Raw genomic sequence first — 25,580 nt, 5'->3', positions numbered from 1 at the left:
GCGTTACCTGGCGTCGCCTTAATACGACAGAGCCTTACATAGAATATAATGTGTCAATTGAGTCGTGTAACTTAGCAGCTAATGCTGAAGTGACATATTTCTCCGTCACCACCTCAATATAGACACCACAATCACATGTTTCTGCATACTCAATGGCGTCATTCAATTCTTCGCATGTCGTGACACGAATGCTGTACCAGCCTTCACAACCCATTGCCTCTGGCAATTTACTGTATTTCCATTGAGCCAAATCGTTGTAATAAATATCACTGTCTTTACAGAGTAAACGCTCGATCAAATAACCGTCATTATTCAGCACGATAATAGTAGGTTTGAGGCCATAACGATGGAACTGGCTGATCTCTTGAGCTGTTAACTGGTGGGAGCCTTCTCCTGTGACCAGAACGGTTCGCTTTTCTGGTGCTGCGATGGCTGCACCTAACGCTGCTGGTGTTGCCCAACCAATGGAACCCCATAACGTTTGATTATGGAATGTTGCACCTTGTGGCAGCAGCGCAAAGCCCATCCCCATAGATACAGTGCCAGTCTCTGCAACGAGGATATCGTCAGGTTTCAGCATTTCCTGCCAGCGAGAATAGAGGTAATCAGCGGTTATCTTTCCTGTCTCTGAAACCAATGGTATCGCGGTAGCGTGAGGCATGGAGGTTGTTTCTGTTCTTCTTGCCACTTTTCCGACCAGAGACGTCAACACATCTCGCATCATCACGTTGTTATAACGTGTCTCGCCGATCTGCACAAATTCGGGTTCGATGTTAAGGGTATCGGCACGGGAAAAATCTGCGGTAAAAGCACCGGTATTAAAATCAGATAACATGGCACCTATCTTCAGGATACAGTCACACCCTTCAACAAACTCACTCACGTCATCATTCAGCAAGTGGCCATTGTAGATCCCGACATAGTTAGGGTGTGATTCATCCAGGACGCTCTTATCCATAAACATGGTTGCAAACGGGAGATTGGTGCTGTTAACTAACTCCAATGCCTCTTGGCGCAAGTTATGGCGCGCAATCGATATCCCCGGCAAGATACAGGTTTTCTGGCTGCGGTTCATACGCTCTGCGATAGCGTCTACAGCCAAGCTCAAGGCCGCCGGGTTACTTTGTGCTGCCGTGGCTTGTGGTACGTCAGACTCGATAATTGGCATCTCAGCATAATCACTCGGAAAGCCCATATACACAGGCTTACGGTAACGGAGAGCCGCTGCGATAAGGCGTTCTGTTTCAGCCACACAGTTTTCCGGTGTCATGATGGCGTGAGCACAAACAAAGTGTTTGGTTGCTTCATAAAATGCGGTGAAATTACCATCACCCAGCGTATGGTGAACAATCACACCTGATGCCTGAACCGTGCTTGATGGCATACCGACCAAATGAAAAACAGGTAAAGACTCGGCAAATGCCCCTGCGACACCGTTCAGAGCGCTCAGCTCACCAACAGCAAAGGTCGTATTTAGTGCAGCCATACCGCGGATACGAGCATAACCGTCGGCAGCATAAGCGGCATTTAATTCGTTACAGTTCCCAATCCAACGCAGTCGTGAATCTTCACACACCGCATCCTGAATAGGGAAGGCAAAATCGCCTGGAACACCAAAAATATCGCTGATACCTAAATCATACAAACGTGAAAGTACATGTTGAACAACTGTCTTAGTCATGATCTTTTCCTAACTTACTGATAAGTAGTGTGGGTGTTTTTGTAGTATTCCTCTCTTACCCTGATAATGGAAATGCCTTATAATTATGCAACTCATAACAAATTGTTATCCAAGTGAGGATGTATGAAGTTACGAGAACTGCATTACTTCGTCGAAGTTGTTCGTAATAATGGATTTGGCCGGGCAACCGATAAACTGTATGTGACACAACCAGCAATCAGCCGTGCGATTAAGCAACTGGAGGGGGAATTAGGAGGGGAGTTATTGATACGTGACCCCAAAGGGGTACGTTTAACAGAAAGAGGGCGTATCTTATTCCGCCATGCGGAAAATATGCTCCAGCAAGAGCGCAATTTGCATAGAGAACTGCTCGACATCGGAGACGAGATCACCGGAACATTACGTGTAGGGTTACCACCGGTCATCAGCTCTACCTATTTTCCACAAGTCATACTTTACTTCCGCAATCGCTGTCCACTGGTTGAATTAGAGATCATCGAAATTCCGACGACTGAATTGGAAAGAGCGCTACAAGAAGGCAAAGTTGATATTGCGGCAGGCATATTGCCACTTGAGTCGCAGAATTATAAAACGCAGTTATTTGCAACAGATTCTCTGGTTTTAGTCGTCCCTAATACACACTTATTAGCTAATAAGAGTAGTGTCACCTTGCCTGAGTTTGCTAATGAGCCCTTCATACAATTCACTGAATCATTCAAAATCAATGAGTTGATATTATGCGCATTTGGCTTATATGGATTAACTCCTAAAGTTGTCGGACGCAGCAGTAACTTTGACTTAGTCACCGCTATGATACATTCGGGTATGGGGGTTTCTTTACTTCCTGGTTCAATTTGGAAAGATAATACAGCGTCTGTTTTTACTACTATTCCTGTTATTCAACCCCCCCTATTGTATGATTTAGCCCTGATCCGTCGCTCGGGGAGTTTTGTTAGCCGTAGCTGTCAGGCTTGGATTGATGTTTCAGCTGAAGTGATAGGTTTTACACCTGAACCTGATTTTGAACAGTAGCCTGCCTCAGGCAATAATGATGAATTCACCTGTGCGGTGATCAATGCCGCCAGCGCATAATTAATTTCAGCATCAAAGTTACGCCGAAAATTCATTTCAAGCCCAGATGGATATACACCAGCCCAGCGGACTCGGGTAGAGGGCTGCCGTGCCGTGTTCTATGCGATAGCTTAACTATCATCGCTGGTATTGCGGGAATTTTTCTTTAATTACAGCCAATTAACCTGCCAGTTTTGACTGATGTTATTTTCTCTGACAGACTCGTTTTATTAAGGTAGGTGCAATGTTAGCGGAGAACACTATGACTAACCGTTATGATACGGATTTCTATGGTTGGACTCAGGATCAGGCTGATTTGCTGCGCTCTGGTAGTCTAAATCAGTTAGACACCCAAAACCTTTTGGCGGAAATAGAGAGCATGGGGAATAGCCAACGAAGCGAGCTGGAATCCCTTCTTGAGGTATTGTTCCTCCACCTCCTGAAGTGGGTATTTCAACCTTCGCACCGTGGTCGTAGTTGGCAACTCACCATCGCTGAACAGCGACGTAAAGTTGCTCGTCGGTTCTCGAAAAATCCAAGTATTAAACGAGAGCTTGATGAAATGACAACGGATGCTTATGGCGATGCCATTTTATCGGCAGCCAGAGAAACCGGCATGGATGACAAGGTATTCCCTAAATCCTGCCCGTGGACATTTGATCAAATCATGGATAGTGACTTTTATCCTGAATAGTATTGATGTGGTGTTCTTTTCTTACGGGGACTTTTTTTACAATATACTTGGTTAGCTAAGGAGGTGTTTTATGACAGTCCAGGCAAGCATGCATGAAGCAAAATCTCGCTTGAGTCAGCTTGCTGACAAAGCCGCAGATGGCGAAACAGTCATTATCGCCAAGGCAGATAAGCCCTATGTTCAACTGGTTCCCATAATGCAAAGAGATCGGATACCAGGTGGATATGAGAATAGAATCATTATTGATCAACGCTTTAGTGAAGCAGATGTAGAAATCCAACGGATGTTTGAGGCCGGTGAATAAAACGCCTCCTGATTGATACCCATGTATTTATCTGGTAGTTGACAAATGATCCTTCACTTGGCTCTTTAACCCGCAGTGTGATTTCTAAGGGCGGCAATATTGTCTATGTGAGTGCAGTTACTCCATGGGAAAATCATTGATGAATTACATGCTACAAGATGGCGACGCTGCTACCCCGAAAACTTTTATCTGGGAACTGGCCCGTCGTTCGCCACAGCACAAGGAGCTACTTATGCTGTGGCGCAAAAACTGAAACAAGAAGGCCGAGTGGAAGGAATACAGATCGGTGAGGCTAACGGGCTTAAGAAAGGCAAATTGGAAGTTGCCCGTACTATGCTGGTCAATGGCCTTGACCGTGCCACAGTAATGAAAATGACGGGGCTGAGTGATGAAGATCTAACGCAGATCCACCATTAATCATTCACTATGCTCGGTGTGGAAAGTGAAACTCCATCAGAACTCCGCCTCTTTCCGAGTGTGTTATCGGTTAAAATAACTAAGTTGAATCAATAAAACTCTCGCAATTTATATATCAATGCGTTCTCTTAAATTCTATTTTTTTGCTTACACATACGCTATATAGCATTGCTCTATAGCTAGGCGTTGTATATACTTTAGCCATAATTTATATAGAGGAGGCTCAACATGTCACAGGGCACCATTTTTACAAACAATCGTACTCAAAATGTACGTTTACCGGTGGATATGCGCTTTCCAGAGAATGTTAAATCAGTGACGGTCAGAGCTGTAGGGAATGAGCGTATCTTGTCACCCGTTGAAAACTCTTGGGATAGTTTCTTCTTCAATAGTCCGCGTGTTTCAGACGATTTTCTGACGGAACGTGCAGAACAGCATCAATCAGAGCGTGAATTATTTTAATGCATAAGTACATGCTTGATACGAATATCGTTATATACGTCATTAAACGCCGGCCTATAGAAATGTTAGGTCGGTTTAACGCTAATGCGGGCAGAATGGTTATTTCTTCCATCACACTTGCTGAGTTATTGCATGGCGTAGAGAAAAGCGCGGCACCTGAACGCAATTTGAGTATTGTTGAGGACTTTATTTCACGTCTTACTGTACTGGATTATGACGATAAAGCCGCAATTCACTATGGTTCGATACGTGCGAGTCTGGAGCAAAAAGGAACACCCATAGGTGTTAATGATTTGCATATCGCAGGTCATGCCCGAAGTACTGGATTGATATTAGTCACAAATAACCGCAAAGAATTTGATCGCGTGCCTGGACTGATTGTCGACAATTGGTTAGGAAAATAACTCGAATCAGAATAATTGTGGTTTCCATCAGCCACAAAAATAGTACTTTGAAATTATTGATGGTAATAACCGCTGTAATTGCAATGCCCTGAAAATGCGGGAACACCTTCAGGACTACAGGCATATCCCGCGCCGTTCGCTGGTCTGATGTTCCGTCATAACATAACGCACCAGCTCACGTTTTTCAGGCACCGTTAAAGTTTTTTTGCTACAACATCCTTAAGAATTTCATGGTCTAAGCTTAGAGAGGCATACATCTGCTTTAACCGACGATTTTCCTCTTCCCGCTCTTTCATTCGTTTGATATCAGAGGATGTCATGCCGCCGTATTTGGATTTCCAGTTGTAATAGCTGGCTTCGGACACACTGTTTTCGCGGCAGCCATCCCTCACATGCCGATCCCCTTCAACTTCTTTCAGAGCTCGTAGGATTTGAGTTTCAGTGAAACGCGCTTTCTTCATGATGAGCCTCCGCTGGTTGTATTTTAACCAGAGAACGCCATTAAGCTGTAAGACTAAATTCAGGAGGGACTACAGCACCATTTTTATCGATAGTGACCACTTCAGGTTTGCCGTGGTGTCGAATGGCTTTGCGAAAGAAGCGTAATGCCGCTGTAGTATCTCGTTTTGCGGTCAGCAAAAAGTCGATGGTTTGGCCTGAAGTACCCACCGCGCGGTACAGATATTTCCACTGGCCTTTGATTTTGATGTAGGTCTCATCCATGCATTGCCGACGTCCCACGCTGCGTTTATGCCGACGGAAAGCCTTATCCAGCAAAGGTACCAAGCGGATAACCCAGCGGTGTAACGTGGAATGGTCAACGGCAATACCGCGTTCAGCCATCATCTCTTCGAGATTGCGCAGGCTCAGGGCGTAAGCCAGATACCAGCGAACACACTGTGCGATAACATTGACGGGATAATGCAGGCGACGGAAGGCTTTTCTTATTAGAGACATGGTCAGGTAACATCAGAAAAAAACAGCATGTTACCTGACGACGCCTTAAGGCGACACAACCCCTCAAAGGCCTATATTATACGTCAAATCCAACTAATTGGATGCACTACCTATAAACGGCATTTCATTTCAAATGAGAATTGTATTGATAATCATTACCATTATGTATAATAATGCATTCAACATCTATTAGGTTGGAGGTAGAAGGTGTCAAATACAGATAATTTAATTACACCTTCACCTGTAAGGGTAAGAGCGGATATAGCACAGCTCTTTGAGCAAACCTTCGCTCATTTTTCTGTAACGTTTAAAGTGGATTCCTATAATATCCCTTCCAAAAGTATGAGTTTCAATCATTGGTCAAATGATGATAATTTTCCGTCACTGATGGAAATTTATCAAAATGAGTATTACGGCAGTAATAATATAAAACCGAATCAGAAGGCACTTTATTCGCTCTGGACACAATGGTATTTCGGCCTGGTTATTCCTCCAATGATGTTGTTATTAATGGAATATCCGCAGGAAATTGACTCCGACTGTCGAAACTTTAAAGTAGCATTTCATGATAGCGGCAGGCCAGATATTATTTACTATCAGCTAAAATGGAAAGATCAGGGCGCGGAAAATTTACTAGAACGTTATTATGCACTGATTAACAACCATGTTATTCCAATAGCTAATAAAATTGAGTCCTATCAAGGTATAAACGGGCGATTACTGTGGAATAATATCGGATACCTGATGTACTGGTATCTGGGTGAGTTTAAAAAACGCATGAAAGAAGATGTTTATCAGGCTGTTATTCAAGGTCTTTTTATGACTATGATCCTGCCTGATGGCCGCGAAAATCCGCTTTATCGCACAGTTATACTACGTAATGGCACCCTGCAGCGCCGTAGCTGTTGCCAGCGTAATAAGCTACCGGGTGTGGGTAATTGTCATGATTGTCCGCTAGAAATAACGCTATAAAGGCATTATTTATTCTGAAATAACCTCTTGCTTCTGGCTGGTGGTTTTTTGTAGTGACTATTTAACTCTCTCTTAGAGTTGTCGTCTATATATCCAGTAATCATTGCTTATAATAAAAATATCATGGAACAGTAATCTGAGCGCATCTATATATATTATAAGGATATATCATGTACGAAGTAGCCCATACTGAAACCCCTTTTTTATCAGGGAGTGATGATATAAGTGAAGTGCTTTATTTAGGAAATTTCCTAAATAAACAAAGTGCCGACAATTATCAGGAAGGAATCAATAATATCACTGAAAGAATTAAGGGTATATTAAAGGTTGTTGATAAACCCTTTAGCGGGATATTACCGAATGAATTGTCACCGCATATTTCTGGAATAAACCTGGATAATCCACTGACCTCACTGGATTCTGCGCTGGATGAATTACAACAGTTGTATATTAAAGATGCTGTTTATTTTCATCATCCTAAATATGTAGCGCATTTGAATTGCCCTGTGGTGCTGCCGGCGGTGCTGGGGGAAAGCATTATTGGTGCGATTAACTCCTCTTTAGATACCTGGGATCAGAGCGCAGGTGGCACGCTGATTGAACAGAAAGTGCTGGATTGGACCCGAGATAAAATAGGGTTAGGTGAAGAGGGAGATGGGATTTTCACCAGCGGCGGAACTCAATCTAATTTAATGGCTATGCTACTGGCTCGCGATCATTTTTGCCATCAGCGAGATCCCGCCCATAAAAATCAATTACAGGGACTCCCAGCCGATTTTCACAAATTCCGCATTTTCACATCGGCGGTTAGCCACTTCAGCACGCAAAAAGCGGCCGCATTATTAGGCTTGGGTTACAACGCAGTGGTTCCTATTCCCTACGACAGTGAATTCATAATGGATACTCACGCCTTGGTGTTAAGTATCGAAAGCTGTCTGGCGCAGGGAAATATCCCTTTAGCGGTGGTGGCGACCACGGGAACCACTGATTTTGGCAGCATAGATCCTTTACGTCCTATTGCAGCTTTAGCTCAGCAATATGGCCTTTGGCTGCATGTTGACGCGGCCTACGGTTGTGGCTTGCTGGTTTCTTCCCAGCATCGGCAACTGCTCGCCGGTATTGAGATGGCGAACTCTGTGACCGTGGATTACCATAAATCCTTTTTCCAGCCGGTGAGCTGTAGCGCCTTCTTTGTCAAAGATAAACAGCATTTTTCCTATTTGACCTATCACGCCGAGTATCTCAATCCGTTAAGTGCATTACAGGACGGAACGCCCAACCTGGTGAATAAAAGTATCCAGACCACGCGGCGATTTGATGCCCTAAAGATGTGGCTGACGTTGCGTATTATGGGCGCAAAGCAATTGGGCCTGGCTTTCGACCGATTAATGGAGACCGCGCAGGTCGCTTATCAATTAATGCGGCCGAACCCATATTTTGAACTGTTGCATCGACCCACGTTGAGCACGCTGGTATTCCGCTTTATACCGCTGGATTCCCGCAGTGATGCGGAAACTGATCTCACCAATGCTTATATTCGTAAGGCGTTATTCCGAGAGGGAAATTCGGTCATTGCCGGAACCAAAGTAAATGGCCACCAGTATTTAAAATTTACCTTTCTGAACCCGACTACTGGGATTCAGCATTTAAATGAAATTATTGATGCCATTATAACCCACGGGCAGAACTATGCGAGTCAGCATCATGTCGCCGCGCCAAACAAGGAATAATTATGTCCATGCGACCTTATGATTTTATTGCCATCGGCATTGGTCCTTTTAATCTTGGATTGGCATGTTTAACCCAACCGCTGAACGATGTTCATAGTTTATTCATCGATCAAAATCCAGGTTTTGACTGGCATCCAGGGATGATGCTGGAAAGTGCTACTCTGCAAACACCCTTTATGTCGGATCTGGTAACTTTAGCGTCGCCAACGCACCCGTTGAGCTTTTTAAATTACATCAAACAGCAGGGCAGAATTTATTCCTTCTATATTCGGGAAAATTTCTTTCTGATGCGTAAGGAATATAACCAATATTGCCAATGGGCCGCCGCGCAATTGCCTAACCTGCGTTTCAATACTCGGGTTGAAACCCTGGAGTATGATGAGGAAACCGCACTGTATAAGCTGCGTTGTCTGGACTTGCGCACCGGCGATTATCACGAATATCAATGTAAAAAATTAGTGTTAGGGACTGGGCCATCGCCGTGTATTCCGGAATGCTGCCGACCTTTCACCGCGAAAATGGTGACTTCTGGCAATTATCTGGATAACAAAGTGGCCTTGCAGAAGAAGGCCTCTATTACTGTGTTAGGCAGCGGACAGAGTGCGGCGGAGATTTTTTACGATCTACTCAGTGATATAGATCGCTTTGGTTATCAACTCAACTGGCTCACGCGTTCCCCCCGTTTCTTTCCACTGGAATACACCAAGCTGACGTTGGAAATGACATCACCGGAATACGTCGATTACTTTTATAACCTCCCGGCAGAAAAGCGCGATGAGCTGAATCTGACTCACAAACAATTGTACAAAGGCATTAATAGCTCGTTGGTCAACGATATTTTCGATCTGCTGTACACCAAGCGTTTGGACGGTGTCCTAAATGTGAATTTGTATACCAACAGCGAATTACAACAGGTGGAGGAAAATCGTAATGGCAAAGGGCTGAGTCTGTCTTTATTACAGCATGAACAGAATCAGCCGTTCACTTTGGCGTCCGAAGGCGTGGTATTGGCTACTGGGTATCAATATCAGCCGCCGCCGTTTATCGAAGGTATTAGCCAGTTAATCCGTTGGGATAATAAAGGCCGATACGACGTTCAGCGCAATTACAGTATTGATCGCCACAACAGTATTTTTGTGCAAAACGTCGAGCTGCATACCCACGGTTTTGTTACGCCGGATTTGGGAATGGCCTGCTACCGTAATTCCTGTTTGATCCGCGAAATAACCGGGGTTGAACATTATCCTATTGAAGAAAGCATTGCTTTCCAGCGTTTCAGCGTGCCAGCACAGGGAGTCACACAATGACGCAGGCAACGGCGAAAATTAACCCACTGACGCCAGTGGAAAGCGGCGGGTTCACACTGCGACCTTTAGATTTGATGCAGGATATTAGCTGGCTGAGTAATTGGGTCAGTCGCGAATATGCCCAGTACTGGGGAATGCAAAATCATCGCGAGTCACAGGTACTGGCGTTTTATCAGGAATTACTCGACCGGAAGCCGGGCAGCGTATTTGTTGGGATGAAACATCAGCAACCTGCCTTTTTGCTGGAACGTTATCTCGCCAAAGAAGATGTAATTGCTGAATATTATCCGGCGCAGCCGGACGATGTTGGTATGCATATTTTGGTCGCTCCACCGATAAATAAAGTGGCAGGTTTCACTTGGCGCGTATTTCAAAGCATTATGGCGTTTATTTTCAGTGATCCACTGGTGGCGCGCATTGTGGTGGAACCGGATGTACGAAATGAGAAAATTCATCGTCTGAATAGGCTCGCCGGTTTTGTTTATCAGCAACGGTTAGAAATGCCTCACAAGACGGCATGGCTGGCTTTTTGCACCAGAGAACAACATCAACTTGCGCTTCAGTCTGCGCGTCAACTGGAGCGTCAATTATGATAGCCGATTCCGTCGCTGCCGTTCAGCCCCACGGATTAGCCGTGGCGCATTTGCAGCCGTCACTATGGCAAAAAGTGAATCGTTTGCACTTGTGTAAAGCTATTTCCGAGTTTTCCCACGAGCGCTTATTCGCTCCTCAGGCATTGATGAGTCGACAGGACGGTGAGGGTTACCACCCTTACCAACTGGTTACGTCAGATAACCGGCTTCGTTACGTTTTCCGTGCCCGCCGGTTGGCGCTGGATCACTGGCTACTGGATCCTTCGTCTTTGCAGAAAACCGTTGATGGGCGACTGGTCGATTTGGATTCGCTGTTATTTATCATTGAATTCAAAGATGAACTTGGCATTAGCGACGCGGTGTTACCGACTTATCTGGAGGAGATTACCAGTACCTTATACAGCAGTGCGTATAAACACAGCCGGGTGGGTATTAGTGCGTCTGAACTGGTCAACGCCAGCTTCCAGCTATTAGAGCAGGAAATGATGGAAGGTCATCCTTCCTTTGTCGCCAATAATGGGCGTATTGGTTTTAATGGGCAGGATTTCCAGCAGTTCAGCCCGGAGGCCGCTTCGGACGTTCATTTGGTCTGGCTGGCCGCGCATAAAAGCAAAGCGCATTTTGCCAGCATCGAACAGCTAGATTATCGGCAACTGATGCTGCAAGAGTTGGGCGAGGAAGCGCTGGCAGAATTTGAGCAACGGTTGATCGCCAAAGATCTCAATCCGCAGGATTATCTGCTGATGCCGGTGCACCCATGGCAGTGGCTGAGCAAAGTGTCTTCGGTATTTGCTGCGGATATTGCTAACCAAATGCTGGTGTTCTTAGGGGCGGGGAAAGATGTCTATCAGGCTCAGCAATCGATTCGGACTTTTTTCAATCGAAGCGAACCGCTACGATATTACGTAAAAATGGCGCTATCTATCCTGAATATGGGCTTTATGCGCGGATTGTCACCTTATTATATGGCTACTACTCCGGGCATTAATGAATGGCTGTTTGAGCTGGTGGAAAAGGATGAGACGCTGCGCAACTACGGTTTTAAGATTTTACGTGAAGTCGCCAGCGTGGGTTTCCGCAACAGTTATTACGAACAGGCGGTGAGCGGGGATACGCCGTACAAAAAAATGGCCGCAGCCTTATGGCGAGAAAACCCGCTGCAATTGATTCAGCCGGGTCAGCAGGTGATGACTATGGCGGCATTGCTGCATCTGGATCAGCAGGGAAAGGCGTTTTTGCCTGAGCTCATTACTGCCTCAGGATTGTCCACAGAACAATGGATAGCTCGTTATTTACAATGTTATTTATCACCGCTATTGCACTGTTTGTATGCCTACGATCTGATGTTTATGCCCCATGGGGAAAATATCATTCTAGTGCTGGAGAACGCCGCACCTCAGCATATCTTTATGAAAGACCTGGCAGAGGAAATTCTGGTGATGAACCCTGCCGCAGATTTACCGGAAAAGGCGCAGCGGATCAAAGTGGATATGCCGGTGGATATGAGAACCCTGACAATTCTTTCCGATGTGTTTGACGGCGTATTTCGCTATCTGGCGGCGATCCTCGATCAGCAGGGGAATTATTCAGAAGGGCGTTTCTGGTCTGCGGTGGCGAACTGCATTTGGGAATATCAACGGCAGCATCCTGAACTGGCCGGGCAATTTGCACGTTATGAACTGTTTACTCCCGAAATTAAGCGTTGTTGCCTCAATCGGTTACAGTTGGCCAATAATCGCCAAATGCTGGATTTAGCCGATCCGGCACAGAGTCTGAAATTTGCCGACGATTTGATCAATCCATTAGTTACCTTTGGCATACCTGCCGTTTAGTTATCAGGGACATCAATACTACTGTGCCCCGGAGGCAATTTCCCGGGGCGTTAACTCTTGGTTGAGGGCCGGACTAGCGAGGGCGATAGCGAGGAATAACTAAGTGTTTTCCTGATTCAGGGTCGGTAATAATTCGGCAACTTAGGCCGAATACTGCCTCAATACTTTCTTCAGTCACTATGGCTTCTGGCAATCCTTCGGCAAAAATCTTCCCTTCTTTTAGCATGATAAGGTGAGTGGCATAGCGTAGAGCCTGATTAATGTCGTGCAAGACCAGCACCAGCGTTTTGCCCTGCTGATGCAATTGTTGACATAAATCCAGTATTTCAATCTGATGGGCGATATCCAGATAGGTAGTCGGCTCATCCAGTAACATTATTGGAGTATGCTGCGCCAAAGTCATGGCAAACCACGCACGCTGCCGCTGCCCACCGGATAATTCACTGACCATCTGTTGCGCTAATGGCTCCAGGTTGACCGCCTTAATAGCTGCGCGAACGATATTATCGTCTGCGGCAGACCATTGACGGAAAAAGGATTGGTGGGCATAGCGGCCCCGTGAAACCAAATCGAAGACCGTCAGGGCTTCGGAGACGCCAGCACCTTGGGAAAGTAGCGATAGCTGGCAGGCTAAGGCTTTAGCTCTGATATGCTGAATATTTTGCCGATCCAGTTTGATACAGCCACTTTGTGGCGATAAACCGCGACTTAAAGTGTGCAATAGCGTCGATTTCCCACAACCATTTGGCCCAATAATTACGCTAAAAGACCCGTTTTTAATGCCAACGCTGAGTTTATCGACGATAGTCCGCGGGCCGTAGCTTAAGGACAATAAGTGAGTCGTTAAACGTGGCTCATCGGTGTGGTACGGCGTTGCGGCCAATGACTCCGAAGATAACGGCGTAGAAAGGAAGTCTAACTCGCGTGGGGACGTCATTTTATTCTCCTGACTTCAGCGTACAGCAAATACATCAAATAGATACCGCCAACGGCTGCGGTGATTACGCCGACCGGAAGCCGGGAAGGCGTGGGCAGCAGCAGAGTGATAATATCTGACGCCAGCAGCAGTAGCGCGCCCATCAACGCGGTGCACAGCAGCGCGATTCCTTTGGAACGGAGCAGATGGCGGGTAATTTGCGGCGCAGATAAAGCGATAAATGCAACCGGGCCAACCACCAATACCGCTGCGGTAGCCAAAGCTATTGCCAGTAACAGACTCAACAGATGTGTCAGACCAATGTTGACGCCCAATGACTGGGCAACCCCGCTCCCCAGACTCAGAAAGTTAAGTTGACGACTGAGATACACCAACCCCGGTGTTACTACGCTTAACGTTAGGCCGATAATCCATACGTCGCACCAGTTTTTCTCCGCCAGGCTGCCGCTGAGCAATGCGGCCATCTGGTTTGCCTGTTCGAGCCGTACTTGCGAAATGGCGAAGTTGACGAAAGCCATGCAAAGCGCACCGACGGCAATACCTGAAATAACAATTTTCCCCGAATGAGATAGGCTGTTAATACTGCCTGCGTAGACCAATGCGACGGCGCAACAGGCACCGAGGAAGGCACCTACGGGGACAGGAATGATGCCCGGCCAGAGCAACAGGGTTGCCACTACGCCAGCGGAGGCACCGGCGGTAATGCCAATAATATCCGGGCTGCCTAATGCGTTACGGGTAGTGGTCTGGAAAATAGCGCCAGAAATTGCCAGTGCGGCTCCCGCTCCTAATGCGACTAAAGCGCGGGGAAGCCGCAATTGCAGCAAAATAAAATGTTCAAATTGACTGCCTTGCCCGGAGAGGACATTGAGTGTTTTTACCCATTCAAACCCGTTATGGCTCAATACCATGGCGACAAGCAGGCATAACAATAGAGTAGGTAACATCAGCAGCAGATAACGCTGCGTAGCGGGAACCGGAGCCAAAAATACCCAAGATCCCAGCGTTAGCGTTTTACAGGAATTAGTGGCAGGCATCGGCAAATCCTTTTTTACGATTGGCGACCGCATAAAGCAATGGGCCTCCCACGGCGGCGGTAATCACGCCGACCATCACTTCGCCTGGAGCAATAATCACTCTGGCGATGATATCGGCAGTTAACAGTAGAATTGGCCCGACCAACAGGCTGTAGGGCAACAGCCAACGGAAATCACTGCCAATCATGGCACGAACCAAATGAGGTGCGGCCAGACCGATAAAGGTGATTGGGCCTGCCAGTGCCGTTGCCCCTGCGGCCAGCATGGTCGCGCCAATTAAGGCCATCCACCGGGTTTGTACCGTATTGGCACCCAGCGCAGTGGCGATATTCTCACCGAAAACCATGATGTTAAGGGACGGCGCAATAGCGAGAACGAGGGCTAATCCGCCGATAAAATAGGGCACTACCGGCAGCATAGCCGTCATCGACATACCCGACAGTGAGCCAAGCACCCAGAAGCGATAGTTCTCTAACACGGCGGGATGGAGTAGCACCACGCCTTGCACATAGGCGAACAGGCAGGCATTGATCGCCGCACCAATCAGTACCAGACGGGTTGGATTGCTATTATTTCTGCCACCGCCTAATAGATAAAACAGCAGGGTTGCTAGCGCAGCACCGATCAATGCAGGCCAAAAGCGAGGAATAGCGGCCAGCGCAGGAAAAAAGGCAAAGCTGACGATGATAGCTGATGCGCCCGCGTTGACGCCCAATAAACCGGGATCGCCGAGTGGATTACGTAGCAGTCCTTGCGTAACGGCTCCGGACAATGCCAGCGCCGCACCGGCCATCAGACCAATTAAGGTTCGGGGCAATCTGGCATCTATCACCAAATCGTTATAGTTACGGTCATCGGCGCTGAAATAGTGCCAGACCGCGCTGAGAGGTAAGGGTTTGGCTCCTAACGTCAGGCTGGCAAAAATGCAGAGTAGGGCGAGCAGCAAGAGTCCTATCCAGCCCCAAATGCGGCATGCTCGCTGCCGCCGATGAATCTGCTGAGTCATGGCGGAGTCTCCGAAACGGCAGCCAAATGGCGCGCTTTCTCTGCGATCAGTGGCATAAAGCGTTGCAATCCCCAGTCGACGCTTAAAGGCGTGCCGTAGGACATTGCCATCACTATTGCCTGATCGGTCATCGGGATGTAGCCACCGTGGCGCACTGCCGCAATTGCATTAAATAATGGCTGCTGTTCTACTCGCTGGCGCTCCTGCTCGCTGTTGTACCAGGTCACTAGAATATCCACATCATTCAGTCGGTCAGCATTTTCCAGCCCAAGATTTGAGGCGAAACTGCCTCGGGACGCGGTCAGGTTTTTAATTGAGGGAGCCAATTGCAGGCCGGTTGCAGAGAGCGTATCCACGCGAGGATCGCCCGCGACATATACCGATAGATTGGCATTGTTAGCCGCCGCTTTAATGTAAGCGAAGCGCAGTCTCGCTATGCCCGGCACCGTTTTTCCCGCATCGGCCAGAGTGCTTTCTAATTGCTGTAGTAAATCCTGAGCCTGTGCTTCTTTACCCAAAGTATGGCCGATCAATTCAATCTGCTGGCGAGTAGATGTCAGCCAGGGCAAACCGGGATAGGCGACCACCGGCGCGAAGCGCGACAGCTGATCGTATAGGCTTTGGCTAATACCTGACTGAGTGGCAATAATCACATCGGGCTTCAGGTTAATTAGCTGCTCAATATCCAATTCGGGATACATGTGCAGAATTGTCGGTAGAGTTTGTCCTTGCTGTTCCAGCGCCTGACGAAACCAGGGCAGATAACCCTGCTCGTCGCCGCCCCAGCGATGGGATTCAATGCCAATCGGAACCTGCCCCAGGGCTAGCACAATATCCTCCGATCCGGCTCCCAGAGTCACGATGCGTACCGGTGGACGCTCAATCACCGCAGTACCGAGAGCGGTCGCTACCTGCCGTGGGAAGCCTTTTTCACGAGCCGCTGTTACGCCGTCTGGCGCAGAAGCGTTATCGCAGCCGGAAAGCAAAAAAACCAGCGCAAACAGGCCGGTTAATACAGCGACTATTCTCCCCGTGCGATGACGGGCGAATCCATAGGGACTTCGGGAATTATTTATCAATAACATTTGGGGCGAAAGTTTTTCCTTAGCGTTATCACAAGCAGCCACGGAGCCGAAAATCTCGCTCCGTGGTGTTGGCGGTATTAACAATAATCAGAAGGTGTAACGCATGGTGGCATCCACATTACGCGGCTTGCCCATCAGGTATTGGCTGTACTGACCAATTTGCGAGTAATAATGCTGATTGAATAGGTTATCCAGATTCACCGTAAGCGACAGTTGCGGAGTGAACTGATAGCGGCTCATCAGGCTGTATACCGCAAAACTATCCTGACCCACGCGCTGCACGCCGGTCGGGCTGGTTACATCGCTGTAGGTCTTGCCTTGCCAGTTGACACCGCCGCCGAGAGTCAGGTCTTTCATCGGCCCTGGCAGGGTATAGGTGGTGAAAACTTTCAGGACTTTTTGCGGAGTGATCGGAGTGAAAGTTTGCCCATTTGGCCGTTGCACATGATATTGGGTGTAACCGGCGAACAGGTTCCAATTTTCAGTGACTTTCCCGCTGATTTCCGCTTCAAAACCACGGGTTTTAGTCCCGTCTACGGCATAGTAAGGGCTACTGTTATCTGGCAGGCGCGGCGCGGTGGTATCCGCTACCGGCATGTTGTCCTGACGAATTTCAAACACCGCTAACGAGTAATCAATGCTGTTGTCGAAGGCGACGCCTTTCATTCCCACTTCGTAGTTTTGCCCACTGATCGGGTCCAACAATTGGTTATCGCGATTGCGGCGATTTTCCGGATTAAAGATTTCGGTGTAGCTGGTATAAACCGAAAAATTGCTGTTGATGTCGTAAATCAGGCCGCTGTATGGCACGAACTGATTTTTATATTTGGCATTTTGCGGCGTGCCAAAGTTATCGCCCTGGGTTTCCCAAGTGGTCAAACGGCCGCCGAGAATCAACGTTAACGGATCGTCCAGAGAAAGCTGAGTCACCACATATTGCGCGGTTTGATCGTTGCGCCCTTTAGAACCGTAGGCGCGAGTATTGCTCCAGATCGGTTTAGGATACTGCCAGCCCGGCTGAGTAAAATCCCCCAGACCGGGGCAAGTACTGCGGGTGCTGCAATTGGCAGGATTGTAATAGTCGTTATCAAAATTCTGGCGCTGGTGGTTCCAGCCAAAGCCAAGCTGATGCTGACGCCCAAACAGACTGTAGTGACCGTTAACCTGAATATCATAGTTTTGCTGACGGCGAGTTCCGTCAATAAGCGACATACTCCCTGGGCGCATGCCGATATTGGTCGTGCGATCCGGATAACCATCGGCCCACATCACGTTTTGCAGCAGTTTATCATTATCAAAAGTAAAGGTGCCCTTGATGTTCCAGCCGTTATCGAACTGGTGTTGCAGGCTGCTAAACAGCGACTGGGTTCGAGTTTCGGAAGAAGCCCAGTCCGGCGCGGTGCTGGCCGATCGACCATAATGAGTTCGGCCACCGTCGCTGTAAAACAGCGGCAACCCGCCAAACATGCCTCCTCGGGTCATATTGCGTTGAGTATCGGCACCCAAGGTCAGCAGGGTGTCTGGCGTCAGATCCACTTCCAGAATGCCGTAAAATGGATTGCTGCTTTGGTTGTATCGGTCAACGAAAGAATGGGTATCCTGATACGCCGTAACAAAACGCCCGCGGACGCTGCCATCGTTATTCAGCGGACCAGAAAGATCCAGCGTAGTACGCCATTTATCCCATGAGCCAGCGCTGGCAGAAACGCTGCCGCGAAAATCCTGAGTCGGGCGTTTACGTACCAGATTAATCACAGCCGATGGGTTTCCCGGCCCGGTCATTAAACCTGCCGCGCCTCGTACCACTTCAATCCGATCGAACATATCGGTATCCAGCGTATTATCGCCGTAATTAAAACGGGTATCGTAAAAAGTTGCGACGCCATCGCGCATAATATTATTCACACTCATGCCGCGTGAGGTAAAACCGAAGCGATCGCTATCAAACTGGCGAACGTTCAGGCCGGTAATATTATTGACCGCGCTTTCTACGCTGGTCAGGTTTTGATCGCGCATACGCTGTTTCGTCAGAATACTGACCGACTGTGGCGTTTCGCGAGCAGAAATATTCAGGCCGGTGGCCGTAGACATTGAAGATGTATTATAACTGCCGCTGTCTTCCGTTACGCCAGCGTGGTTTAGCGCCGAGGCAATTACGGTCATAGTCGTTTCTTCAGCGCTGTTTTTCGGCGATGACTTCTCGCTGTCATTATTATTATCGCTGGCGGCATAAGCGCTACCCAATAGCGATAAATTAGCGGCAAAAAACCATGCCACGGGTTTAACTCTGTGCGAAGATTGCAGGCGAATCTGGTTCTTGCCGTCACTTCTTTTCATTATTCTTTTCACCAAATATAAGGTTGTGCCACTGGGGTAGGCTGCGACCCACGCCGCTGCCGTAATTAATTAACCTGCCGTTTTAAAGGCATGAATCGGGTTTGCTAAGGTGCCGGCAAATTTGAGATTCTTCTCCCGATCGTCGAGATCGATCATTTGCTGGTTATTGGCCATTTGCAGGCGATTCAGACAGGTGCGAACAAAGTCGGCTTTAAACAGATCGAATTGGTTATATTTATCGGCCAGTGCCGGATACTGGGCCTGATAGGCATAAATGCAGTCCGCTATCAATTTCCAGAATTGGTGTTCGGGCAGTCCCAGGTCTTTTTGTAGAATTGGCGTGAGATAACGGAAGAAACAGTCAAAAATATCCAGAAAAATATAATTGATCTTCATATCGTCCTCGACAGTGACATGCAGATCTTTAATCTCCTCGGGCAGTATTATATCGCCGTTAAGAATGGCAATTTCTTCTCCGATATCTTTCATTAACACATGTACTGGAACGTTATTCTCCAGTACCAACATCAGGTTTTCCCCGTGAGGCATAAAGACCAGATCGTAGGTGAAGAAGGCGTGCAATAACGGAGAAAGATAGGCATCCAGATATTGTGCAATCCATTTATCTGTGGCTAAACCAGAAGAATGAACTAATGCGGCCACGACCGAGTTACCGGTATTATCTCGGTGCAACAAAGAGGCCATGGTCATTAAACGCTGATGGTTGGCGAGTAAGGGAATTGGGCTTTCTCGCCATAGCGCTGAAAGCATTTTCTTATGCGGGTTGTCTTTAATCAGCGCGGTTTCAAAATAATCATTGAAATAACCCATTGCTGCGCGTTCCCGCAGTATGGTGAATTTTTTCTGTTGAAAGAATGGGTCTTGGGAAACCAGCGTTGCCAGCCATTCATTCACTCGCGGCGTGGTGGCCATACTGTGTGGGGAAAGCCCACGCATAAAGCCCATATTCAGAATCGACAGCGCCGTTTTAACGTAATTCTTTTGCGGATTAGAGATATTAAAAAATGTGCGAATTGACTGTTGAGCTAGGTAGCTATCCTGCCCTTGACCCAGATAAACAATGTCATTGCGTGCTATATCGGCGGCAAAGCTAGTGGCAATTCTTTCGTACCATTGCCACGGATGCAATGGCATAAAGAAATAGTCGTTAGCGTTCAGGCTACGAGAAGTTAACTGACGGAGGAAATCTTCTGTCTGGTAATTCCCCAGTTCTTCCTGCATTAACTGCTGATAACTAAGACCAGTTAAGCTGGCAAAAACGGTTTTATTTTTGTGTACCGCAATCCAGATAAGTTTGATCGAATGAGCACTTTCCGGCGCAAAGTGAGCATAATCTGCAATATCAAACCCAATGCGACCATTATTAGCAATAAAAACTGGATGCCCTTCGCTCATCGCTGTTTCTACGCTTTGGTAGTCTGCCTGAGTTAACTGTGTCGAACTCAGATTATTATGGTGATATTTAAATGCGTAACCATAAAGGGTGCTGGAGATCTCATCTAAATAGAGTGGCAGCATCTTTTCGGAAATACAAAGCAGGCTATTTAATTCAATGATAAGTTGTAACGCATCCAGCGGTTGCTGTTTACCCTCTACGGTTTTGATTAACGTATCTGTTTCAATATCCAGATGATCTAGCTGATAAGGGGAGGCACTGAAGCGATATTCTATTTTGTTGTGATTGGAGCTAACGCTGTCGGGGCAAAAACTATAGCGAAAAAGGCCATTCGCCTGCGTTTCCAGACGGGTTGGCGCAATCAATTTCTCATGGCTTAATTCACGCAGTATTTTCCCAACTAAATGGGTATTCGCACGAGACCAGTTCTCGCCATTAAGATGTTGGATATAGTTATCATTGAATTTCCGCATTGAAGCCATCTCTATAGTGTCCCTATTGAAGAGTAGAATTTCAGCGAATAATAAGCCCAGATATACCTGAGGGATTAATATCCATGCTCTAGGTATTCCTATTTGTCATTTGGCTAACGTTAAAAGAAAAACGATTATTATTCCGTCCAAGGCGGGATATATATAGCATTATAAATTTTTTGATGCAAATAATTATCATTTCGATATTGATAATTACTCTTGTTGGCTTGTGTTGGGTATGTACTTGAATATTATATGTTTTATTTCATCTGGCTGTTGCGTGTCAAACTGACTTGAGGACTGTTTTAGCATGTTTCCAGTAAAATCTGATCAGCCATTTTCCAGATATATATCCAGTTAAAATGTCATGATATAAGTGGTAATGACTCCAATTAGTAGAACATATACTTTTCGATAAAGGCACCCTAGTTTTGGTAGTGCGTCCAATTAGTTGGATTTGATGCATAATATAGGCTTTTGAGGTGTGCTCATGGCCAGCGTTGATGTTCATTGTTTCCGTAGTGATGATTCTGTCGCATTAGCGTAGGCAACCAACAGATAAAATTGTTCCACCGGTGACAATGCGGATCCAGTTGGGTGAGCAAGCTGCCCTTTGCGTATCATGTGGATCAGCTCGATGCTGGCCAGGAGCGTCTGTGTCCGAAACGGTTTGAACCCCAGCATCGGTCGCGTCCGTCGTTTGATATTCCGGTGATCTTGCGCAACCAAATTATTCAGATATTTGTTCTGCCTGATGGCGATGATTTCTTCATCGGGTTTGTCGGTGTTGAGTGTAGTCAGCGCTGCTCTGTTAGCACCACTTTTATCGATAGTGACCACTTCAGGTTTGCCGTGGTGTCGAATGGCTTTGCGAAAGAAGCGTAATGCCGCTGTAGCATCCCGTTTGGCGGTCAGCAAAAAGTCGATGGTTTGGCCTGAAGTATCCACCGCGCGGTAGAGATATTTCCACTGGCCTTTGATTTTGATGTAGGTTTCATCCATTCGCCACCGCCGACCTACTGTGCGCTTGTGTCGGCGGAAGGCTTTATCCAGCAAGGGTGTCAGCCTGATAATACAGCGATACAGGGTGGAATGGTCAACGACAACGCCACGCTCAGCATCATCTCTTCGAGGTTGCGTAGGCTCAGTGAATAGGTGAGATACCAGTGAACACTCTGGGCAATAGTATCGACGGGATAATGCAGACGCTTAAAGGCTTTTCGGATAAGAGACAGAGGTAGGCAACATCAAAAAAACAGCATGTTATCTTCCTGCACCTTAATGCGACAAAGCCCCGACGAAAGCTTAATTCAACAAAGCCCAATTCTTCCGGCATACCCCGGCAAAGCGGGGTGTTACAAGATTTAATTACAGCCAGCCGAATAATCCTCAGATATCAGAAACGCCAGATGGCTGAAAGATTACCCGCGACCGAGTCATAGCCAGAACGAAATACGTCGCTTTCAATCCCGATGCCCAGCTCGACATCGGTGTTGATTTTATAGCTCATTCCAGCCTTAATCCCCATTGAGTCACGTCCAGATACCTTATTCTTGGCACTAAACCCTGTGCTACGATAGTTGGCAAAAGAGGCTTGTTGCATCACATCGCCATCCAGCAGTTCATGATCCCAAGTAATCTGCAGATCGGCTGAGATTGCAGCCCCTGAAGCGAGCGGTAAATTCCAGTGACCATTCACCCCGATACTCGAGCGCAAAGAATCGAAGGTCTCCGAGCCTAGTATCAGCCGGCTACCGTCATTGCCGCTTTCCGTCACGCCTGGGCGATGTAATGTGGTGTAATTTAATGAAGCTACCGGTCCGGCGCTCACATTATTATTCAGCGCCCAACGATAGCCCCCCCCGGCCATAAGGGAGCCTGTCAATCCAGTCCAACTGGCATGGTGGCTTGCTCCGTAGGTTTCGACATGAATGCTTCGATCCAGCCAGCTGTCTTCAATGCCGAATCGAGCACTGCCGAATAAATACATCCCTTCGGGCCTTTCAACACCATAACGCGCCTGGATGCCCAGATTGAAAGCGGTGGTTTTCCCATTTGCGGTTTCTGGTGATTTCACCGTCACCGATTGGCCGCTGACTGCACCATGAAGGCCATAAACCCAGTTGCGGTCCTGCTCGTTTTGTTTTTCGGCGCCAAACACCATGCCATAACTGCGAGCGTCGTACCCTACACTGCCACCCTGGCGCTGTTGCCAGAAGCTGCCGCCAAAGGGGATGGCAAAGCTGTGCCATTCGCCTTCCGCCAACGGTGCCGGCGTAGCGACAGGATTAGGCCCACTGATGATCCGCGTTATCTGCTGTTCACGATTAAGGGAACTGCCGAACATGGCGCTGTAAGCGGCTGGGGAAAGTTGCTGCAAGACATTGCTGATACTCCCGCCATCGGCGGATGAGAAATCCAGCGTACGATACAACGGCTGTATATCCGAATCGGCTATCGACACAATTTTATCCAACGCCTGACCCACCTGCCGCGCATTGTCATTCGGCGCATACTGGCTGTAAGCGTTGGAGGCGCGCAGCATCGAGAGCTGCCAGCCATCCTCTCCCAAAGACGTTGTCTGTAGCGTCAACGTGGGTGAGCGGAGCAAGCTGTTCACCACACTGAATTCACCGCTGTGCGAGGCGGTTTTTAGCAAATTTTGCGAATCCAGTCGCCAGTTTGCCGCATACCAATCCGGCTGTGGCACAAACGTCAGTTGGCCGTTGAATTGTGCGTGGCCGTCAACCACCAGGGTGTCATGCCCACCGCGCCCATCGACTTCCAACAACAACTGCCCGTTATCGCTCTGTTGATAAGCGCCTGTTACATTGATTTGCCCGAGTGAATTGCCCGGCGCGAGAATGCCGTCATTTACAAAGCGACCTTCCTGATTGAGGGTGTAGCCACCGTTGCCGGATAATGTGGCCCCGGGGGCGATATACATGCTGTAAATCTGATGTTCGCCGTTAAGTGAGGTTTTCCCCCCGCGAGAGCTCAACGCCAGATTATTGATACCTTCAATATTTCCGCGGTAATTCAAGCTGAAATTGGGGTCCGGCAGATCCGTCGCCAGCCCTTGCGCATTGGCCATCCGCCCGAAAGAAAGCTGCGTCAATCGCTGCTGGCCATAGGCATCCCGCTGGTTATAATCCGAGTAAATATCACCTTCCAGTCGGGCACCATTTAATATATTGATATTGCCGACCAGCGCATTTGGCGATATATAAATCGCCGCGCCTTTACCGGCAACCCGCCCGCTAATGTCGGCATTATCTACCAGGGCACCCTGCACCTCGGGTAATAATGCGGCGACATACCAGCCCACAGCATGGATCCAGGAGCCACGATAGTCCGTTTTGTTACCTAAGAAGTTATTGCCAAAATCAAAGCTGATGGCGACGCCATTGGCTCCCAATGCCTGAATATCGCCGCGCTGAAGAAGGTTATGCTGTTTGCCGTAAGCAAACATGACACCACGGCCATTAAGCCCATCGGCGTAAACGCGTGTTCCTGGTTCTATGTTCAGCGTGTTATTTTGCCCATCAATACGAATACCGGCACCGCCAGCCCCTTGCGTCAACAGATCTGCTTGCTGAAAGATTCGGTTATTGCTGCCATAAACATGCAGCCCTAGCCCCAGCATCGCGGTATTATATTGGCCCGCCAGATAGCCATTGCCCTGCTGATTACGCAAAAAATAACCATTTCGGTTAGTCAGCGTTTGTCCATCACCATATAGCGAAAAACCGAAGAAGTTACGCCGGTCAATCTGATACCCCATGTCCTGCAGCAACGCCAGTTCCGCTTCCATAAAAGTTGTGTAATTGCGGTAGTTCTGATGGCTCATCATGCTGTTCTTAAACTCGATATGGCTCATATAGTTATTATCGACCGAACCATTGTCCCCTAACGTTTTCACCGGTACGCCAGGCATGGCGCCAGCGAGTACTTCATCTACGTATCTACCGGTGAAATAACCTTTATCGAGCCGTACATCAAAGCCTTGCGGATCCCATGGGCTACTGCATCCATGACACAGTATTACCTGCCCTGGTCGGGCCGGATTGCCATGATCATCCCGTAGATGGCTGGTCCAGGAACCGAAAGGCTGAGTATCGAAGGTCGGGGTGAATGTATCCTTCACCTGCGGGTCGGAAACCATATTGGAGATGCCCAAGCCATGGGCCAGTTCATGAACAGCGACGCTGGCCAGATCCATCCTTCCAGTGCGCGGCAATTGCGAAGGCATATAGGGAACGTCGTCAAAATCCAGTTTCCCCATGATGAACTGGGCATGAGAACCGAAGGTCAACTCTCCGGTATCAATGCCGTTCAAAGCCCCCTGCAACTGCGTCAGACTGATAATGCCATCAGATACTGAATCGCTGGAACCCGCGGCATTATCATCATTAAACGTACCGACATTGATAATGGTGGGCAATTGCCCTAGCTTGGGGGTGATAATTTCAGCCCAGTAACGCATAGCATCGAGTATCTTTTCTTTTTTTTGCTGGCCCAGATCCCAAGTTGACTCAGAAGGTTGTGGCCAATCCGGCATAAACGGGCCGTCGCCAACATCAAAGAAACTCACCTGAAATACAGCAATATTTTGCGGGTTATAGACCAGATAACTTTCTCCGGCATACGAATTATTACTGGCTAATAAACCGGTTAATGCAGCCGTCATGAAAAGCTTTTTCATATCAATACATCCTTGTGCGACAAAAGGAGGAACAATTTCCTACGTCAATTTAACTTCACTTCTGGCCTCAATAAATCATAACCAAATTGGATGATTATCGATGTGACATCTAAATAAACTCGGGGCTGTCATCACAATATGTCAGCTCAGATAAAAAAG

At 47.7% G+C, this 25,580-nt stretch carries 19 protein-coding genes and 3 pseudogenes; 11 read left to right on the top strand and 11 right to left on the bottom strand.

Features of this window, described 5'->3' with window-relative positions:
• Window positions 1-34: 34 nt before the first annotated feature.
• A complete protein-coding gene (locus AT01_RS08975; protein WP_042546891.1) occupies window positions 35-1,681 on the bottom strand; it encodes an alpha-keto acid decarboxylase family protein in 1,647 nt (548 codons plus the stop codon).
• Between the two features lie 123 nt (window positions 1,682-1,804).
• Here AT01_RS08975 and AT01_RS08970 point away from each other — a divergent pair, with 123 nt between their 5' ends.
• The 6 genes and pseudogenes from AT01_RS08970 to vapC all read left to right on the top strand — a co-directional run bounded on the left by AT01_RS08970 (window position 1,805) and on the right by vapC (window position 5,033).
• The gene (locus tag AT01_RS08970) at window positions 1,805-2,713 is read left to right on the top strand and encodes a LysR substrate-binding domain-containing protein (protein ID WP_042546890.1); all 909 of its coding nucleotides are present in this window, start codon (window positions 1,805-1,807) and stop codon (window positions 2,711-2,713) included.
• A 301-nt stretch (window positions 2,714-3,014) separates the two neighbouring features.
• Complete coding sequence (locus AT01_RS08965) at window positions 3,015-3,446, top strand: DUF29 domain-containing protein (protein WP_042548570.1); 432 nt, start codon at window positions 3,015-3,017, stop codon at window positions 3,444-3,446.
• Window positions 3,447-3,516: 70 nt separating this feature from the next.
• A complete protein-coding gene (locus tag AT01_RS08960) occupies window positions 3,517-3,750 on the top strand; it encodes a type II toxin-antitoxin system Phd/YefM family antitoxin (protein WP_144404929.1) in 234 nt (77 codons plus the stop codon).
• Between the two features lie 133 nt (window positions 3,751-3,883).
• Window positions 3,884-4,167, top strand: a pseudogene (locus AT01_RS21290) (Rpn family recombination-promoting nuclease/putative transposase); the annotation flags it as partial.
• 228 nt (window positions 4,168-4,395) lie between these two features.
• Window positions 4,396-4,629: a type II toxin-antitoxin system VapB family antitoxin gene (vapB, locus tag AT01_RS08950; protein WP_042546888.1), complete on the top strand. Its 234-nt coding sequence runs from the start codon at window positions 4,396-4,398 to the stop codon at window positions 4,627-4,629.
• The gene (gene vapC, locus AT01_RS08945) at window positions 4,629-5,033 is read left to right on the top strand and encodes a type II toxin-antitoxin system tRNA(fMet)-specific endonuclease VapC (RefSeq protein ID WP_042546887.1); all 405 of its coding nucleotides are present in this window, start codon (window positions 4,629-4,631) and stop codon (window positions 5,031-5,033) included. The genes vapB and vapC overlap by 1 nt, the downstream gene beginning before the upstream one ends.
• A gap of 126 nt (window positions 5,034-5,159) precedes the next feature.
• On the opposite strand, the pseudogene AT01_RS08940 reads toward vapC, so the two are convergent.
• Both AT01_RS08940 and AT01_RS08935 read right to left on the bottom strand, forming a co-directional pair.
• A pseudogene (locus AT01_RS08940) lies at window positions 5,160-5,494 on the bottom strand (transposase); the annotation flags it as partial.
• 73 nt (window positions 5,495-5,567) lie between these two features.
• Window positions 5,568-5,990, bottom strand: a pseudogene (locus AT01_RS08935) (IS6 family transposase); the annotation flags it as partial.
• A 207-nt stretch (window positions 5,991-6,197) separates the two neighbouring features.
• On the opposite strand from AT01_RS08935, the gene fhuF reads away from it, so the two are divergent.
• The 5 genes from fhuF (at window position 6,198) to AT01_RS08910 (ending at window position 12,424) form a co-directional block, all read left to right on the top strand.
• On the top strand, window positions 6,198-6,962 hold the full coding sequence (gene fhuF, locus AT01_RS08930; RefSeq protein ID WP_042546885.1) for a siderophore-iron reductase FhuF: 765 nt from the start codon (window positions 6,198-6,200) through the stop codon (window positions 6,960-6,962).
• A 170-nt stretch (window positions 6,963-7,132) separates the two neighbouring features.
• Complete coding sequence (locus AT01_RS08925) at window positions 7,133-8,692, top strand: pyridoxal phosphate-dependent decarboxylase family protein (RefSeq protein WP_042546884.1); 1,560 nt, start codon at window positions 7,133-7,135, stop codon at window positions 8,690-8,692.
• 8 nt (window positions 8,693-8,700) lie between these two features.
• Window positions 8,701-9,999, top strand: a complete 1,299-nt coding sequence (locus tag AT01_RS08920) for a lysine N(6)-hydroxylase/L-ornithine N(5)-oxygenase family protein (protein ID WP_042548567.1) — start codon at window positions 8,701-8,703, stop codon at window positions 9,997-9,999.
• A complete protein-coding gene (locus AT01_RS08915) occupies window positions 9,996-10,592 on the top strand; it encodes a GNAT family N-acetyltransferase (RefSeq protein WP_042546883.1) in 597 nt (198 codons plus the stop codon). The genes AT01_RS08920 and AT01_RS08915 overlap by 4 nt, the downstream gene beginning before the upstream one ends.
• A complete protein-coding gene (locus tag AT01_RS08910) occupies window positions 10,589-12,424 on the top strand; it encodes an IucA/IucC family protein (RefSeq protein WP_042546882.1) in 1,836 nt (611 codons plus the stop codon). The genes AT01_RS08915 and AT01_RS08910 overlap by 4 nt, the downstream gene beginning before the upstream one ends.
• Before the next feature lie 73 nt (window positions 12,425-12,497).
• Here AT01_RS08910 and AT01_RS08905 read toward each other — a convergent pair whose 3' ends face one another.
• From AT01_RS08905 to AT01_RS08870, 8 genes are all read right to left on the bottom strand, one after another.
• A complete protein-coding gene (locus AT01_RS08905; RefSeq protein ID WP_235427263.1) occupies window positions 12,498-13,361 on the bottom strand; it encodes an ABC transporter ATP-binding protein in 864 nt (287 codons plus the stop codon).
• Complete coding sequence (locus tag AT01_RS08900) at window positions 13,358-14,398, bottom strand: FecCD family ABC transporter permease (RefSeq protein WP_042546881.1); 1,041 nt, start codon at window positions 14,396-14,398, stop codon at window positions 13,358-13,360. The genes AT01_RS08905 and AT01_RS08900 overlap by 4 nt, the downstream gene beginning before the upstream one ends.
• Entirely contained in the window at window positions 14,385-15,404 is a 1,020-nt protein-coding gene (locus tag AT01_RS08895) for a FecCD family ABC transporter permease (RefSeq protein WP_042546880.1), read from the bottom strand. The genes AT01_RS08900 and AT01_RS08895 overlap by 14 nt, the downstream gene beginning before the upstream one ends.
• Window positions 15,401-16,489: an iron-siderophore ABC transporter substrate-binding protein gene (locus AT01_RS08890; RefSeq protein ID WP_042546879.1), complete on the bottom strand. Its 1,089-nt coding sequence runs from the start codon at window positions 16,487-16,489 to the stop codon at window positions 15,401-15,403. The genes AT01_RS08895 and AT01_RS08890 overlap by 4 nt, the downstream gene beginning before the upstream one ends.
• 87 nt (window positions 16,490-16,576) lie before the next feature.
• Window positions 16,577-18,826, bottom strand: a complete 2,250-nt coding sequence (locus tag AT01_RS08885; protein WP_042546878.1) for a TonB-dependent siderophore receptor — start codon at window positions 18,824-18,826, stop codon at window positions 16,577-16,579.
• Between the two features lie 69 nt (window positions 18,827-18,895).
• Window positions 18,896-20,725, bottom strand: coding sequence for an IucA/IucC family protein (locus AT01_RS08880; protein ID WP_042546877.1), 1,830 nt, complete (start codon window positions 20,723-20,725; stop codon window positions 18,896-18,898).
• Between the two features lie 498 nt (window positions 20,726-21,223).
• A protein-coding gene (locus tag AT01_RS08875) for an IS6 family transposase (RefSeq protein WP_144404928.1) occupies window positions 21,224-21,951 on the bottom strand; the annotation gives its coding sequence in 2 pieces (ribosomal slippage) (window positions 21,224-21,834 and window positions 21,834-21,951; 729 coding nt in all).
• A 161-nt stretch (window positions 21,952-22,112) separates the two neighbouring features.
• Window positions 22,113-25,421 (bottom strand): autotransporter outer membrane beta-barrel domain-containing protein, encoded by a 3,309-nt coding sequence (locus AT01_RS08870; RefSeq protein ID WP_042546876.1) that lies wholly within the window; start codon window positions 25,419-25,421, stop codon window positions 22,113-22,115.
• Between the last annotated feature and the right edge of the window lie 159 nt (window positions 25,422-25,580).

This window comes from Yersinia aldovae 670-83 (assembly GCF_000834395.1).
Lineage (GTDB): Bacteria > Pseudomonadota > Gammaproteobacteria > Enterobacterales > Enterobacteriaceae > Yersinia > Yersinia aldovae.
Note: the sequence above shows the minus strand (reverse complement) of the source record. Positions and strands in the feature narration are given on the sequence as shown.

Coding starts and splice junctions, on each gene's coding strand:
- AT01_RS08975 (WP_042546891.1), bottom strand. CDS start 1,681: ATGACTAAGACAGTTGTTCAACATGTACTTTCACGTTTGTATGATTTA.
- AT01_RS08970 (WP_042546890.1), top strand. CDS start 1,805: ATGAAGTTACGAGAACTGCATTACTTCGTCGAAGTTGTTCGTAATAAT.
- AT01_RS08965 (WP_042548570.1), top strand. CDS start 3,015: ATGACTAACCGTTATGATACGGATTTCTATGGTTGGACTCAGGATCAG.
- AT01_RS08960 (WP_144404929.1), top strand. CDS start 3,517: ATGACAGTCCAGGCAAGCATGCATGAAGCAAAATCTCGCTTGAGTCAG.
- vapB (WP_042546888.1), top strand. CDS start 4,396: ATGTCACAGGGCACCATTTTTACAAACAATCGTACTCAAAATGTACGT.
- vapC (WP_042546887.1), top strand. CDS start 4,629: ATGCATAAGTACATGCTTGATACGAATATCGTTATATACGTCATTAAA.
- AT01_RS08925 (WP_042546884.1), top strand. CDS start 7,133: ATGTACGAAGTAGCCCATACTGAAACCCCTTTTTTATCAGGGAGTGAT.
- AT01_RS08920 (WP_042548567.1), top strand. CDS start 8,701: ATGCGACCTTATGATTTTATTGCCATCGGCATTGGTCCTTTTAATCTT.
- AT01_RS08915 (WP_042546883.1), top strand. CDS start 9,996: ATGACGCAGGCAACGGCGAAAATTAACCCACTGACGCCAGTGGAAAGC.
- AT01_RS08910 (WP_042546882.1), top strand. CDS start 10,589: ATGATAGCCGATTCCGTCGCTGCCGTTCAGCCCCACGGATTAGCCGTG.
- AT01_RS08905 (WP_235427263.1), bottom strand. CDS start 13,361: ATGACGTCCCCACGCGAGTTAGACTTCCTTTCTACGCCGTTATCTTCG.
- AT01_RS08900 (WP_042546881.1), bottom strand. CDS start 14,398: ATGCCTGCCACTAATTCCTGTAAAACGCTAACGCTGGGATCTTGGGTA.
- AT01_RS08895 (WP_042546880.1), bottom strand. CDS start 15,404: ATGACTCAGCAGATTCATCGGCGGCAGCGAGCATGCCGCATTTGGGGC.
- AT01_RS08890 (WP_042546879.1), bottom strand. CDS start 16,489: ATGTTATTGATAAATAATTCCCGAAGTCCCTATGGATTCGCCCGTCAT.
- AT01_RS08885 (WP_042546878.1), bottom strand. CDS start 18,826: ATGAAAAGAAGTGACGGCAAGAACCAGATTCGCCTGCAATCTTCGCAC.
- AT01_RS08880 (WP_042546877.1), bottom strand. CDS start 20,725: ATGGCTTCAATGCGGAAATTCAATGATAACTATATCCAACATCTTAAT.
- AT01_RS08870 (WP_042546876.1), bottom strand. CDS start 25,421: ATGAAAAAGCTTTTCATGACGGCTGCATTAACCGGTTTATTAGCCAGT.